Annotated in this window: 12 protein-coding genes; all 12 read left to right on the top strand. The window is 49.7% G+C overall.

The window, feature by feature from the left end; genetic code table 11:
* The first annotated feature begins 166 nt into the window (after nucleotides 1-166).
* The 12 genes from ppc to NNX04_RS09055 all read left to right on the top strand — a co-directional run bounded on the left by ppc (nucleotide 167) and on the right by NNX04_RS09055 (nucleotide 15,072).
* Nucleotides 167-2,782 (top strand): phosphoenolpyruvate carboxylase, encoded by a 2,616-nt coding sequence (gene ppc / locus NNX04_RS09110; protein WP_261948211.1) that lies wholly within the window; start codon nucleotides 167-169, stop codon nucleotides 2,780-2,782.
* 346 nt (nucleotides 2,783-3,128) lie between these two features.
* Complete coding sequence (locus NNX04_RS22825) at nucleotides 3,129-4,373, top strand: methyl-accepting chemotaxis protein (RefSeq protein WP_315973085.1); 1,245 nt, start codon at nucleotides 3,129-3,131, stop codon at nucleotides 4,371-4,373.
* 10 nt (nucleotides 4,374-4,383) lie between these two features.
* A complete protein-coding gene (locus tag NNX04_RS09100; RefSeq protein WP_261948210.1) occupies nucleotides 4,384-4,692 on the top strand; it encodes a response regulator in 309 nt (102 codons plus the stop codon).
* Between the two features lie 235 nt (nucleotides 4,693-4,927).
* Nucleotides 4,928-5,233: an STAS domain-containing protein gene (locus tag NNX04_RS09095; RefSeq protein WP_007643344.1), complete on the top strand. Its 306-nt coding sequence runs from the start codon at nucleotides 4,928-4,930 to the stop codon at nucleotides 5,231-5,233.
* Between the two features lie 11 nt (nucleotides 5,234-5,244).
* Complete coding sequence (locus NNX04_RS09090; RefSeq protein ID WP_261948209.1) at nucleotides 5,245-7,446, top strand: chemotaxis protein CheA; 2,202 nt, start codon at nucleotides 5,245-5,247, stop codon at nucleotides 7,444-7,446.
* Between the two features lie 2 nt (nucleotides 7,447-7,448).
* A complete protein-coding gene (locus tag NNX04_RS09085; protein ID WP_007643340.1) occupies nucleotides 7,449-7,958 on the top strand; it encodes a chemotaxis protein CheW in 510 nt (169 codons plus the stop codon).
* 26 nt (nucleotides 7,959-7,984) lie between these two features.
* Nucleotides 7,985-9,643, top strand: a complete 1,659-nt coding sequence (locus tag NNX04_RS09080) for a methyl-accepting chemotaxis protein (protein ID WP_007643338.1) — start codon at nucleotides 7,985-7,987, stop codon at nucleotides 9,641-9,643.
* A 90-nt stretch (nucleotides 9,644-9,733) separates the two neighbouring features.
* Nucleotides 9,734-11,368, top strand: a complete 1,635-nt coding sequence (locus NNX04_RS09075) for a methyl-accepting chemotaxis protein (protein ID WP_255477817.1) — start codon at nucleotides 9,734-9,736, stop codon at nucleotides 11,366-11,368.
* Between the two features lie 18 nt (nucleotides 11,369-11,386).
* A complete protein-coding gene (locus tag NNX04_RS09070; RefSeq protein ID WP_007643334.1) occupies nucleotides 11,387-12,208 on the top strand; it encodes a CheR family methyltransferase in 822 nt (273 codons plus the stop codon).
* Nucleotides 12,209-12,212: 4 nt separating this feature from the next.
* On the top strand, nucleotides 12,213-12,713 hold the full coding sequence (locus NNX04_RS09065; protein WP_007643332.1) for a chemotaxis protein CheD: 501 nt from the start codon (nucleotides 12,213-12,215) through the stop codon (nucleotides 12,711-12,713).
* Nucleotides 12,714-12,808: 95 nt separating this feature from the next.
* Entirely contained in the window at nucleotides 12,809-13,852 is a 1,044-nt protein-coding gene (locus tag NNX04_RS09060) for a protein-glutamate methylesterase/protein-glutamine glutaminase (protein WP_261948208.1), read from the top strand.
* Nucleotides 13,849-15,072 carry an EAL domain-containing response regulator gene (locus NNX04_RS09055; protein WP_261948207.1) on the top strand — a complete coding sequence of 408 codons (1,224 nt, stop codon included), beginning with the start codon at nucleotides 13,849-13,851 and terminating at the stop codon, nucleotides 15,070-15,072. Before NNX04_RS09060 ends, NNX04_RS09055 begins: the two co-directional genes overlap by 4 nt.
* Nucleotides 15,073-15,129: the final 57 nt, after the last annotated feature.

Raw genomic sequence — 15,129 nt, 5'->3', positions numbered from 1 at the left:
GGCACGCGGTGTTTAGCCCTGCGTCTTTTTATAATTAGGCACAGATTTCGCAGCTTCCATACCTTTTGCTGCGCCCATTGGCTGACAATCTGACCGGCGATGGTTAATCCCGTCACTGTTTGATTCTCTGTTTATCTTCCTCTTATCGATTGTTGGAGAAGTGCTCATGTTAAAACTACCTGAAACCCTGCGCGAAAACGTGCGCCTGCTAGGGGAGCTATTGGGTGAAACGATTCACGCCCACGAGGGTGAAGAGCTGTTTTCCAAAGTTGAAGGAATTCGCAAGTTAGGTAAGGCAATTAACAAAGCCGAAAATGGCGATTCTGCGCCGCTGGTTGCTATGTTAAGCAGCTTGGATGACCAGAGCATCCTGCCCATCGTGCGCGCGTTTAACCAGTTTCTGAACCTGGCTAATATCGCCGATCAGGAATACTTCTCCAGCGCCGAAGCCGAGGCGGAAGACAAACTGCAGGCATTGATCATTGAGTTGGCGGCTGCGCAAGGCAAAGACGCCCTCACCGAGCTTATTAATAAGCTGCGTATCGAGTTGGTACTCACTGCGCACCCTACTGAAGTGACGCGCCGCACCCTGATCCGCAAGTATGACCAGATTGTGGACACCCTGGCGGATCGCCAGAACCCCAGCTTGCTGGTATTTGAACAAGACAAATTGCGTGGCCGCCTGCATCGCCTGGTGGAAGAGATTTGGGCCACCGATGAAATCCGCACCACCCGCCCAACCGCGGTGGACGAAGCCAAATGGGGCTTTGCCGTTATCGAAAACAGCCTGTGGCAAGCCGTGCCGGATTTTATCCGCCACCTCGATCGCCTGACCCAGCGTCATTTAGGCTGTCATTTACCGGTAGATATTCGCCCCATCAAATTCTATTCATGGATGGGCGGCGACCGCGACGGCAACCCCAATGTAACCCACAAAATCACCCGCGAAGTATTGTTGCTGGGCCGCTGGATGGCGGCTGAATTGTATTCGCGCGACATTTACAGTCTGGGTGGCGACTTGAGTATGAGTGAGGCGAGCGATGAGCTGCGCGCAATCTACCCTGATACCGCTACTCCTTATCGCGATGCGATGTACGATTTGCGCCAGCGCATCCAGGCTACGCTGGAGTGGGCTGAAGCTCGCCTGCAAGGCCGCTCGGTAGAAGCGCCCGCCGATTTGATCACCAGCCGTGAAGATTTGCTCGCGCCCTTGATGCTCTGCTTCCGCTCCTTAAATGAAGTGGGCTTGCCGCACATTGCTAACGGCCCGCTAGTTGATACCATTCGCCGCGTGCATTGTTTTGGCATCAACCTGGTGCCGCTGGATGTGCGTCAGGACGGCGACCGCCATGTGCAGGCAATTGATGAGCTGGTGCAGTATTTGGAGCTGGGCGACTATCGCGCCTGGTCAGAGGAGGAGCGTCAAGCTTTCCTGTTGGAAGCCCTAACCAGCAAGCGTCCATTGATGCCCGCTGCGTGGCCAATGAGCGATGATACCGCTGAAGTTCTCGCGACCTGCCGTGTGGTGGCGCAAGAACCCCGTGAAATCCTCTCCCATTATGTAATTTCCATGGCGCAGCAGCCGTCTGACGTGCTTGCCGTAGCACTCTTGTTGAAAGAGTCTGGCATGACCTGGAATATGCCTGTTGTGCCACTGTTTGAGACCTTGGACGACCTGGATCGCGCGCCGATTGTGATGGAGCGTTTGTGGAATCTGGAGTGGTATCAACAGTATTCAGCGCAACAGCAAACCGTAATGATCGGCTATTCCGATTCCGCCAAAGATGCGGGCAAGCTTGCCGCTACCTGGGCGCAATACAAGGCGCAGGAAAAACTGGTTGCCCTTGCCGACAAATTCGCGGTATCGCTGGTGCTGTTCCACGGTCGTGGCGGTACCGTTGGTCGCGGTGGCGGCCCGGTAGAGAAAGCGATGGCATCGCAACCTCCCGGCTCAGTAAAAGGTCGTATCCGTGTCACTGAGCAGGGCGAGATGATCCGCTACAAGTTTGGCTTGCCGCGTGTGGCTTTCAGCAGCTTGTCGTCCTACGTGACCGCAACCTTGCGTGCCACTATGTCGCCCAACGCTGCGCCCAAGCAAGAATGGCGCGACCTGATCGAGCGCATGGGCAAGTCCAGCCTTGAGGCTTATCGCGCAGTAGTGCGTGGCCATAAGGATTTTGTGCCTTACTTCCGCAACCTCACTCCCGAACAGGAATTGAGTTTGCTGGCGCTGGGCAGCCGCCCGGCCAAACGTAAATCCACCGGTGGCGTAGAAAGCCTGCGTGCGATCCCCTGGGTATTTGCCTGGACGCAAGTGCGGTTGAACTTGCCTGCCTGGTTAGGTACCCGTCAGGCGTTTGAATACGCACTGCAAAATGATCCGCAATTGCTGGAAGACATGATCAGCAACTGGCCGTTCTTTTCCAGTTTCCTCGACTTGCTGGAAATGGTAATTGGTAAAGCCGATGGCCCAATCTGCACCTATTACGAACAGCAATTGGTGCCGGTTGAATATCGCGGTTTGGGTGAAGAGTTGCGTGGCGATTTAAAAGCCTTGGAAACCCTGATTAATAAGATGAAGAAGCAAGATGTACTGCTTGCCGATGAACCCATGTTGCGTCAGTCGCTGGAAGTGCGTAAGCCCTACGTTGATCCGCTCAACTATTTACAAGCTGAGTTGCTCAAGCGTTACCGCAGCAGTGAGACCATTAGCCCCGACCTTGAACGCGCGCTCAAAGTGACCATGGCCGGTATTGCCGCCGGTATGCGCAATACGGGTTGATGCTGTCCAGGTTAATCCACTAAGGGGTTAGCTGTTTTAAGTCGACCTGCCTTAATCGCCAATCAAACGCCCAATTCTCTGTGAGAGTTGGGCGTTTTTTTATGCCTGGTAATTTCTCGCTTAACGTTCTGATTAATTTACCGATTAATTTTTCGCTCTCTTGTGTCGCCTTGGTTATACAACTGGCTGATTTCAGAAGCCTTGTCCAGAGTAATTCCACTCAAGCAACGCTTTTGACACCTCAATAAACGAGGTCTATACCTTAAACACCTACCCGACTGTTGTTAGTGCGGCAATAACTATTGCCTAAAGTCGCATTCGCTCTTCACATTGACGGACACATCTGATGCGCAATAACCAATCCTATGGTGCCAACTCTGGTGCTTACTCACATTCATCCCCCGTTCAATCGCGCCTGCCCTTATTGGCGAGCTTGGCGTTGGTAGTTCTGGTGGCGTTACTGCTGGTTTTTTTTGGTGCGGCCGGCTGGCTAAAGCTTCTTGCGCTGGTGGCCATTGCGGTAGCGGCGGCAGTGGGTTTTTACAGTGCTAATCAGTTATCCGCACAGGCGAGTCAATTAACCGCAGATTTGGAGCAGGCCAATGCCATGCTGGGTAGCGCGCAACACTACAAACCATTATTGGAAAATTATCAGCAGCTAATCAAAGAAGTGCTGCCGCTCTGGCAGCGTCAAACCGATTTGGCTCGCCACCAATTGGAGTCGAGCATTACGGAGCTGGTTACGCGTTTTTCTGATATTCATCAGCGGCTACAGGCGGCAGTGGCCAGTTCTGCCAGCACCGCGAACAGCATGAGTGGTGAAAAAGGTCTGGGGGGCGTTATCCATTTTGCCAATGCTGAATTGAACGAAATTACCCAAACCTTGCGCCAGGCTATTAATCAGCGCGATGAATTGCTGGGTGAAATTTCCGGGCTATCCAAAATTACCGTAGAGCTTAGCGGCATGAGTGCCGATGTGGCGGGCATCGCCTCACAAACTAATTTGTTGGCATTGAATGCGGCGATTGAAGCAGCGCGTGCCGGTGAATACGGGCGCGGTTTTGCGGTAGTTGCGGATGAAGTGCGCACGCTCTCCACGCGCTCGGGTGAAACCGGTGCACGTATCGGGCGCCGCATTGAGCAGGTTAATTCGGTATTGCAAACCACACTGGAACGCACCACCGAATACGCGGCGGAGGATAACTCCCGCCTGAGTAAATCAGAGGCGTCAATCACTCAAGTGCTTGAACAATTCCAACAGTCGAGTGAAAGCATTATGCACTCGGCGCAGACATTGGAACATGAAAGTTCTGCCGTGCAGGCCAGTGTGGAAGAGGTGCTGGTCAATTTGCAATTTCAAGATCGTGTTAGCCAAATTCTCAGTCACGTGACCGATGATATGGAGAAATTGGTGGGCGCTATTTCTGAGCAGGAAACGCGCATTCGCCACGGTGAAACCGTTGCGCCTATAGATATCAATGACTGGTTGCGCGCGGTACAAAAAACCTACACCACCTTGGAGCAGGTTGATGTGCATCGCGGTGCCGGTCATTCCAAAAGTCCAAACAATTCTGAAATTACGTTTTTTTAGGGAGCCGTGAATGTCCAAAGTTATTTTAGTGGTTGATGATTCTGCCAGTGTGCGTCAGGTAGTGGGGATTGCGTTGCGTGGGGCTGGTTACACTGTAGTGGAGGCCAGTGATGGTAAGGATGCGCTGAATAAACTCGATGGACAAAAAATTAATCTGGTGATCTCCGATGTGAATATGCCCAATATGGATGGCATCACTTTTGTAAAAGAGATGAAACAAAAGCCGGCCTATAAATTTACACCGGTGATTATGCTCACCACCGAAGGTGCCGACGAAAAAAACGCGAAGGCCAAGCGGCGGGAGCCAAAGCCTGGATAGTAAAACCTTTCCGTCCGGAGCAAATGCTACAAGCGGTTTCTATGTTGATTTAACGGTAGTCATTTGTGTGTGAATGATTTGGGACAGTTCTGGAAAATATATTTATCGTCATGCCCGCGAACGCGGGTATCCATAACAATCTATACCTTAGATCACTGCTTTTGCAGGAATGGCGAATCATTCAGAAGTTTCTTGGTTGAGCATATATTCGATGTACCTTTGATGGATTATAACGATGAAAATTACACGCAAAAAAACTAAGGACACCACTACGCTTTCATTTGAGGGCGACCTCACTATTTATCACGTCACTGAAAGCAAAGAAGAGCTCTTTGCTGACCATGAGCGCCTGACCGATAAAATTGCGTTCGACTTGCACAATGTCAGTGAAATAGATACGGCAGGTGTACAGCTCTTATTATTTGCCAAGGTTTTTTTTGCAAAGCTGGATAAAACGGTATTTATCGTAAAGAGCAATGAAATGGTCGATGCGGTATTAACCAAGCTCGATCTCACATCCCATTTTTCCCTTGAGTCCTGAGTGGAGTTGTTATGAATCTCGATGCGGCTTTACAAACTTTTTTTGCCGAAGCAGAGGATTTACTCAATTCCATGGAGGCAGCGTTGCTGCGCCTGGACGAGGGCGATACTGATCCGGAAACGATCAACGAAATATTTCGCGCGGCACATACCATCAAAGGTTCGGCGGGTTTGTTTGGGTTGAATGACATAGTGGCTTTTACCCACATAGTAGAGAATGTGTTGGATCGCGCGCGCGACAATAAAATTCTGGTTACCGGTGATTTGCTCAGCATACTACTGCCATGTCGCGACCATATTGCGGTGCTTATTGAACATGCGATGCATGATCACAGTAATGATGAAGAGTGCCTGGCTAAAGGTCAGGCGCTATTAAGCTCGCTACAACCCTGGCTGGAGGATGAAACAGCAGTTAAGGGTGTAGCGCTGGCGGACCCAACACCGGCCATGCAAGCGGATTATATTAAATCGCTAGTGAGTGAAAGCGAGCGGGAGTGCTGGCATATATCGGTGCGCTTTGGGCCGGATTTATTGCGCAACGGCATGGACCCATTGTCCATTATGCGTTTTCTCGCCAGCCTCGGTGATATTACCCACATCACCACCATTACCGATCACTTGCCGGATTACGAGCATTTTGATCCCGAACAACTCTACCTCGGTTTTGAAATCGCGTTAATGAGTTCAGCAAGCCAGCAACAAATTGAAGACGCATTTATGTTTGTGCGCGATGACTCCGAACTAACCATTATTCCGCCGCGCAGCAACATTGATGCCTACGTAAATTTAATTAAATCCCTGCCGGAAGATAGCAAACGTTTGGGCGAAATTCTGGTGAAAAGCCACGCCATCAGTTATCAGGAATTGGACGCTGCATTGACCATGCAAAAGCAGCAAGCCAAAAGCCAAAGTGCCGTGAGCATGCTCGGCGATATTCTGATTGAAGGTGAGGCGGTAGCGCCGGAAATTGTCAGTGCCGCACTGGATAAACAAAAGAAAAATAGCGAGCGAAAAACCAACCCGGAAAATCGTTTTATTCGGGTGGACGCCGAACGACTGGATACGCTGATCAATTTAATTGGCGAATTGGTCATTAATCGCCAACGTATTGATTTACTTGCCTCCAAAATGGGCAACCCCACATTGGTGGAGGCTGTCACCTCCATGGGTAATTTTACTGAAGCCATTCGCGATGCGGCATTAACCCTGCGTATGGTACCGGTAGGTGATACTTTCCAAAAATTTAAACGCGTAGTGCGCGATACCGCCAAGTCCTTGAACAAAGAAATTGAATTGGAAATTGAGGGCGCGGAAACCGAATTGGATCGCTCCATGGTGGAAAAACTGAATGATCCACTCATGCACATTGTGCGCAACGCCATGGATCACGGTATTGAATCCATTGCGGTGCGTGAAGCGCGCGGTAAACCGGCGCAAGGCACTATTAAACTCACCGCTTGCCACGATGCGGGTCATATAGTGATTGGTATTCACGATGATGGCGGTGGGTTGGATGTGGAAAAAATTCGCAAAAAAGCAATCGCCAACGGCATTCTGGATGAAAGCGTTCATTTAAGTCGCCAGGAATTGTTTCAATTAATTTTTCATCCCGGTTTATCCACAGCCGAACAAGTGACCAATCTTTCCGGTCGCGGTGTGGGTATGGATGTGGTGAAACGCAACATTGAAGAGCTGCAAGGTGGCGTTGAAATTGAAAGTGAAATGGGCGTTGGCACCAGCCTGAATATTCGCCTACCGCTTACGCTTGCAATTATTGATGGCTTCCATGTGGTGGCGGGCACCATCGATTTTATTGTGCCGCAAAACGCCATTCTCGAATGTGTGGATTTAAATTCACTCAATCACTCCCATGGCCAAAATTGCGTCAACCTGCGCGGAGAACAAGTACCTTATATTCGCTTGCGCGAAATATTTTCACTGCAAGGTTCAGGTGCAGAGCGCGAAAAAATTGTAGTGGTGCAGTTTGGTGAAAAACGTGCAGGCATAGTTGTGGATGAGCTGCACGGTGAAATTCAAACTGTGGTGAAACCCATGGGGCCAATCTTTCAAGCATTAAAAGGTATTGGTGGTTCGAGTCTGTTGGGAACTGGCGCCGTGGCGCTGATTTTGGATATCCAGCAACTCATCAGTTACGCCATTAATCGGGAACATTTACGTACTAGCGCGCTTCCTTTAACCGCGCAGGAGCAATAGCTATGAATCAGCCAGGTAAAGCAAAAAAAAATCAGGCGCCGGAAGTGATTAAACAATATCTCACCTTCAATATTGGCCATGAACACTACGGTTTGGAGTTATCGCAAACCCGGGAAATTATTGAATACAGCGGTATTACCGAAGTGCCACTTATGCCCAATTTTTTGCGCGGTGTAATTAATCTGCGCGGTGAAGTGGTGCCGGTAATTGATTTGGCGGTGCGTTTGGGCCGCAAACCGATTGAAGTGCAAAAACGCACCTGCATTATTGTGGTGGAGCTGGAAAATAATGACCAGAACCATGTGCTGGGTTTGCTGGCCGATGCGGTCAGTGAAGTGATTGAAATGGACGACGAAAACATCGAGGACGCCCCATCATTTGGTGCCAATATTCGTGCTGATTTTATTCAGGGAATCGCCAAACGTGACGATGAATTTATTGTGCTGCTGGATGCAAATAGTGCGCTTTCCATTCGTGAGCTGGCGCATTTGGTTGAGGCGCAGCTGCAGTAAGTTCATTGCTATTTAAGGCGATTAATATGCTAAACAATCTCAGCTTGAAATTTAAAATTTTACTGCTCAGCGCCCTCATCGTACTCGGTCTGAGCACCTTGGGCCTCTCTGCTTATATGCAGTTGCGGCAGTTCAATGCAATTGTGGATGAGACGGCGGTGCATGTGCAGCGGCGCGCGGATATTTTAGCGGCAATTGAAGCGGCAGCTATCAGTTTTAAAACCCAGGTACAGGAATGGAAAAATATTTTAATTCGCGGCAACAATCCCGATCAGTTTATGCGCTATGTGGATGGTTTTGCCAAAGCAGAAACGGTGGTGCAGGAACAGCTTAAAACCGCAATTGCGCTGCAAAAAGAAGAGGGTGTGTCGACGGAAAGTGCAGAAGCGCTGGTGCTTGAGCACAGCCAGTTGGGAAAAAATTATCGCGCTGCTCTGGAGAAATTTGATCAGGAAAATGCTGAAGCTGGAAAAGTGGTAGATAAATTAGTGAGTGGTATGGATCGTGAAACCAGCCGTCAAATGGAGGAGTTATCGGCGGCCACCTCGGCGGGCTTTTCCAAGTACCTCGTTGAGTCAGATCAAAAAACCGGAGAGGTTTACCGCGCGACCGTCAATTTGCTCGCGCTCATTTGCGTGCTTGCGTCAGTAATTATTATTGCAGTGATGACCTTTATTTTTCGCGATATGTTCCGCACCTTGGGTGGTGAGCCTGCCTATACCGCTGGCATTGTGTCGCAAGTTGCCGAAGGTTATTTGGATTTGGATATAACCTTAAAGCCGGGCGACCAAACATCCCTGCTGGCCAGTGTCGCAAATATGCGCAAACAATTGGCAGAGATTATTAGCGAAGTTCGCAGTTCTGCGGACGCACTTTCCTCTGCCTCTGAAGAGGTTAATGCGACGGCGCAATCCCTCGCGAAAGGCGCCTCGGTGCAGGCGGCGAGTGTGGAAGAAACCTCGGCGTCCATGGAGCAAATGTCGGCGTCCATCGCACAAAATACGGAAAACGCAAAAATTACCGACGGTATGGCGCAAAGTGCCGCGCGCGATGCGGCATCGGGCGGCGAAGCAGTAATGAATACTGTGCAGGCAATGCAAAAAATTGCAGAGCGCATCGGCGTGATTGACGACATTGCTTACCAAACGAATTTGTTGGCCTTGAACGCAGCGATTGAAGCGGGACGCGCCGGTGAGCACGGGCGCGGTTTTGCGGTAGTCGCATCGGAAGTGCGCAAACTCGCGGAGCGTAGTCAGGTTGCCGCACAAGAGATTGGTGCACTGGCGTTGGATACCGTAAAACGTGCGGAAAACGCGGGCACTATGCTGAATCAAATGGTGCCAGCGATTCGCAAAACCGCTGACTTGGTGCAGGAAATTGCCGCTGCCTCTGCTGAGCAAAACACCGGTGTTGCACAAATCAACGGTGCTATAGGGCAGGTGAGTCAAACCTTGCAACAAAACGCAGCGGCCTCAGAGGAGTTGAGTTCAACGTCGGAAGAAATGAGTTCCCAAGCTATTCGATTGCAGGAATCCATGACTTATTTCAAGTTACATGCCGACGCCAACACGCGCGCAGCACGGGTTGAAATACCAGTGCGTAGCGGTAACAACTCTGGCCGGAATAAAAAAAATCTTGCTGCAGGGGCGGATGATGTAGATAAAAATTTTGTACGCTTTAATTAAACCAATAGAAGTTTCAGGTAAATAGCCAATTTAAACGGCTGAAATAGCAAATTTACAGTGTTGTAATTAATGGACTTAATGGAGTCAAAAATGACCGTCGCCAAAAAAATGTTGCTGCTGGTTGCCACTGCGTTGCTGGGTATTATTATCCTCGCAGGCTCATCCCAGGTGCAGATGAATTCGGTATTTAATCAAACTAACTATACCAATGAAAACGTTGTGCCGAGTTTGATTCTGCTAGCGAATATCCAGAACAATGTTTATCGGGTAAGAATCCGTTTAAATCGTTTTATCCTGAATACCAAACCAGCTGAGATCCCCAAGTTGGAAGAGGATATCAATAAAGCGATTGCGGCAGTGAAGGCAGGTTTTAAGGATTATGAATCTGCAATTTCAGATGATAAAGATCGTGAATTACTTGCTGAGGGGATAAAACGTTTTGATATTTATTTGACGCACATTCCACCAATTTTAGCAGCATCAAAAAACAATCAGTTTGATCTCGCACGCGATTTGGTAGAGGTTGCTAAAGACGATGCTCTGGCTGCCTCCGTTGCAGTGGATAACCAGGCGTTACACAATCAAGAAATTGCGAAAAGTGCTAAAAATACTGCTTTGGAAACTATGGGTGATGCGCGAGTGTTTTCGATTGTTATTGCCGTCATCACTTTGGTAGCAATTGCACTGATTGGCTTTTTTATTACACGCAGTTTGTTGCGTCAGCTCGGCGGTGAGCCACACTACGCGGCTGCAGTTGTTGCACGTATTTCCAGTGGCGATCTCACCCAACAAATCAATGTTAAACCAGGCGATAGCACCAGTATGCTCGCGGCGATTCGTGAAATGTCCAACACCTTGTCACAAGTATTGAGTGAAGTGCGCAGCTCGGCCGATGCATTGGCCTCCGCCTCGGAAGAGGTGAATGCAACCGCACAATCTTTGGCAAAAGGCGCTTCAGTGCAAGCAGCCAGTGTGGAAGAAACCTCTGCCTCTATGGAGGAAATGTCAGCGTCTATTATCCAAAATAATGAAAATGCCAGTGTGACCGATGGCATGGCACAAAAGGCAGCAGCGGATGCTGCAACGGGCGGCGCAGCAGTGTCCAGTACTGTTGATGCAATGCGCAAAATTGCAGAGCGAATCAGTGTGATTGATGACATCGCTTATCAAACAAATTTGTTAGCGCTCAATGCGGCGATTGAAGCGGGGCGCGCCGGTGAACATGGGCGCGGTTTTGCGGTAGTTGCGTCGGAAGTACGTAAATTGGCGGAGCGCAGCCAGGTGGCGGCGCAGGAAATTGGCTCACTCGCGGGCGAAACGGTTAATAAAGCCGATACTGCCGGTAAGCTCTTGCAAGATATGGTGCCGAGTATTCGCAAAACCGCAGATCTGGTGCAGGAAATTGCAGCGGCATCCACTGAACAATCGGCGGGTGTCAATCAAATTAATGCGGCGATTGGGCAAGTCAGCCAAACCATGCAGCAAAATGCGGCGGCGGCTGAGGAATTAAGTTCAACCTCGGAGGAACTCAGTTCACAAGCTATGCGCCTGCAAGAATCGGTTAGCTATTTCACCTTGAGTAATGCGGATAACCATAGAAATAGCCAGCGCCATTTTCGCCCGCAGCCGGCACCCAGCCAACCAGCAGTAAAACCACGCAAGTCCGCACCGAATAAAACACTAAGTGATGATGAACTTGATAAGGATTTTGTTCGCTACACCTAATTGCCTGAGTGCTGTGTTATGACAACTGATATGTCGAGTGTGATTCCGACTGATCGCGAATTTCAATTGTTTCAGCAATTGATTGAAAACAAATTGGGAATTTTTTTGCCGCCGCAAAAAAAAGCACTGTTAAGTAATCGCCTGTGGAAACGCTTGATTGCCTGTGACATCAAAGGTTTTGATGAATATTATCGTTATATTCAAAGCCCGCAGGGCAAGGGTGAGTTGAATCTCGCCCTTGAATTGATTACTACCAACGAGACTTATTTTTTTCGCGAGCAGAAACATTTTGATTATTTGCGCGATGACATTTTACCGGGTGTAAAAGCTGGCAGTAATTTTCGTGTATGGAGCGCTGCGGCGTCCACGGGGGAAGAGCCTTATAGTATTGCTATGCTGCTTACTGATCGCTGCCCGACTACTTGGGAGTTGCTCTGTTCGGATGTGAACCGCAAAGTGATTGAGCAGGCAAAAGTGGGTATTTACCCCGAGATGCGCATTAAAAATATCCCCCCCGACTATTTACGCCGTTTCTGCCGCAAAGGCGTTGGCTCACAGGAGGGGAATACACGGGTGAACGCGGAGCTGCGTCAGGCAGTGCAATTTTTCACGCTGAACCTGCATGAAGATTTTCCGGATCTGGGCCAGTTTGATTTGGTATTCCTGCGCAACGTGTTGATCTATTTTGAGAATGAAAATAAAACCAAAATATTGGAGCGCATTGCATCCACCTTAAAACCCAATGGGATTTTATTTGTGGGGCACTCTGAAAGCTTGCATGGAATCAGCTCGCGTTTTATACCGGTAAAACCCGCTATTTATCGTTTGTCGGCGCGGTGAGCCTATGACTATTCCGCAGAGCCAGGAGTTGTATTCGATCCATCCGGGGGAGTGGTATTTTGGCGCGGACTATGCGCGCTTGCACACCTTATTGGGTTCCTGCGTGGCTCTTACCGCCTGGCACCCGGAATTAAAAATTGGTGGGCTCTGTCATTATTTATTGCCTGCATCACCCTATGACCGCATCATCCCTGAAAACCAACTGCGCGCCCTTTCGGATGGGCGCTATGCCGATAACGCTCTGGGGGCGATGAAAGCCGCGATGTTGCGCTATGGGGAGCTAAAGGAATTTCATATTGCGGTATTTGGTGGCGGCGATATGTTTTCCTACAGCGGCACCACCTCGATTGGTTTTGACAATATTGCCTACGCGCGTCAATGGCTGGTAAAAGAACGTTTACAGCCTTACAGGGTGGATGTAGGTGGTGCTATATCCCGCTCGCTAACCTTGGTAATCGCAACGGGCGAAATTCATGTAAAACACTACGAAATGAATAACGGCTGAAATCTTGTAATCAGGTCGCTATCGACAATACTTAGTGAGCAATCAAATGATGCGTTTCGGCTTGCCTTCTCACTGCTGTGGAATATTAACTTGCTATGACTATTGATGTGTTGGTCGTCGATGATTCGGCTGTGGTGCGTCAGGTATTGACGGCAGTGCTCAATGAGGCGCCGGATATTAATGTCTATGCCACCGCGTCAGATCCGATTTTTGCACAGCAGCAAATGCAAAAAAAATGGCCCGATGTGATTGTGCTCGATATAGAAATGCCACGCATGGATGGCCTGACGTTCTTGCGGCGCATTATGAGTGAGCAGCCAACACCCGTCATTATCTGTTCCTCGCTTGCTGAAAAAGGTGCGGAGCTGTCTTTGCAGGCGCTCTCTGCGGGTGCCATTGACATCATTACCAAACCGCAACTGGGCGTGAAAGATTTTTTGCTGGATGCTAAAAATCTACTCTGGCAAACCGTGCGTGGTGCCGCGGGAGCCCATGTGGCGCGGCGCGGAAGCAGTGCACCGTCCAAACCCCTGGCTGCTTCTCCAGCGGTGGATTTGGTGGCGATGACTGCCACTACTGACAGTATTATTGTCATAGGTACTTCCACCGGCGGCACTCAGGCGCTGGAACAAATTCTTGCCAAAATTCCCCGCACTTGCCCCGGCATTGCCGTGGTGCAACACATGCCGGAAAAATTCACCGCCGCTTTTGCCAAACGGCTGGACGGTTTATGCGAGGTAGATATTAAAGAGGCAGAGCCCGGAGATCGCTTAATTCCCGGACGTGTGCTTATCGCGCCTGGAGGTCACCATTTGGAAGTGCAGCGCTCCGGCGCCCAATATATTGCAAAAGTATTTCGCGGCCCGAGTGTGAACCGCCATTGTCCTTCCGTGGATGTATTATTTCGCTCGGCAGCACGCGCAGCGGGGCGCAATGCCATGGGCATTATTCTCACCGGTATGGGGGATGACGGTGCGCGCGGGTTACTGGAAATGCGGCAGGCGGGCTGCCGTACAATCGCACAGGATGAAGCTTCCTGCGTCGTATTCGGAATGCCTAAAGAGGCGATTAATCTTGGGGCAGCGAAAGAGGTTATGTCGCTCGCACAAATTCCTGCAGTGTTGGGAGGTAGAGTGTGAAATCCACTATTCAGGAATTGAGTGTGTTGGTTACTGACGACAGCATTACGCAGCGTCAGTACGCACAGGATTTATGCCGTGATTTGGGTGTTACTGATTTGCATGGCGCCACCAATGGTGTAGATGCACTGCAAGCGTTGGAGGCCCGTAAGATCGATGTGGTGCTGGTTGATTTGGAAATGCCGGTGATGGATGGTGTGGAATTAATCCGCTCCATCGCGCAAAAAAAATTAACGACCAGTGTGATTATTCTCAGTGCCAAAGATCCGATTTTAATTTCCAGTGTTGGCACCATGGCGGAAGCCGACGGCTTGCATGTATTGGGCACTTTTCAAAAACCGCTGTTACCCGATGCTCTGGAGTGCAGCCTGTTGCGCTTTATTCACGACGCGAAACTGGCGCAGCAACAAGTGCATCAGGTTGAACAAGAAGTGACAGCTGTTGAATTGAGTGCGGCTCTAACCAACGGTGAAATGACTTTGGCATTTCAGCCCAAATTAACGGTGCAAGGCTTGTTGTTGCGCGGTGTAGAGGCGCTGGCGCGCTGGCGTCACCCAACAAAAGGCATGATCTCGCCGGGGGTATTTATTCCGCTCGCGGAACGCCATGGGTTAATTGACCCGCTGACCCGCAATTTATTGGAGCAGGCATTTAAACATAAACGCACCTGGCAGCAATATGGTTTGCGTTTTAATCTCGCATTTAATTTATCACCCTTGTCGCTGGCTGATATCGATATTGTGGATTGGCTCTGCGCCATGGCCGATGAATACGAAGTGCCGTTTAATGAAGTGACTTTTGAAATCACCGAGAATGCATTGCTGGGGGAATTAGCCAGTGCAATTCGCACTCTCGCACGGCTGCGCTTGAAAGGTTTCCATATCGCAATTGATGATTACGGTACCGGCTTTGCCAACGCCCAACAATTATCGCGGGTACCGGCGACAGAATTAAAAATTGATCGCTCTTTAGTGCATCGCGCTGCGGCGCGACCACAGCAGAAAACCATTTTTTCCAGCACCGTGGAACTGGCCAAAAACCTCAACCTCACGACTGTGGCAGAGGGGGTGGAAACACAAGAGGATTTTCAAATTATTGTCGAACTTGGTGTGGATTTAGTACAGGGTTTTTATTTTTCCAAACCACTCTATGCCGACGATTTGCTCAAGTGGATTAAAACCGGTTTGACACAATTGCGTCGTCAACACGAGTCAAAATAATAAACCGGCGTTGAATTCCTGCGGATTTTCAACTGGGCTTTCATTTGGACTTTCATT

The organism is Cellvibrio sp. QJXJ (assembly GCF_024452345.1).
Taxonomy (GTDB): Bacteria; Pseudomonadota; Gammaproteobacteria; order Pseudomonadales; family Cellvibrionaceae; genus Cellvibrio.
This window is presented reverse-complemented; position numbering and strand designations above follow the sequence as displayed.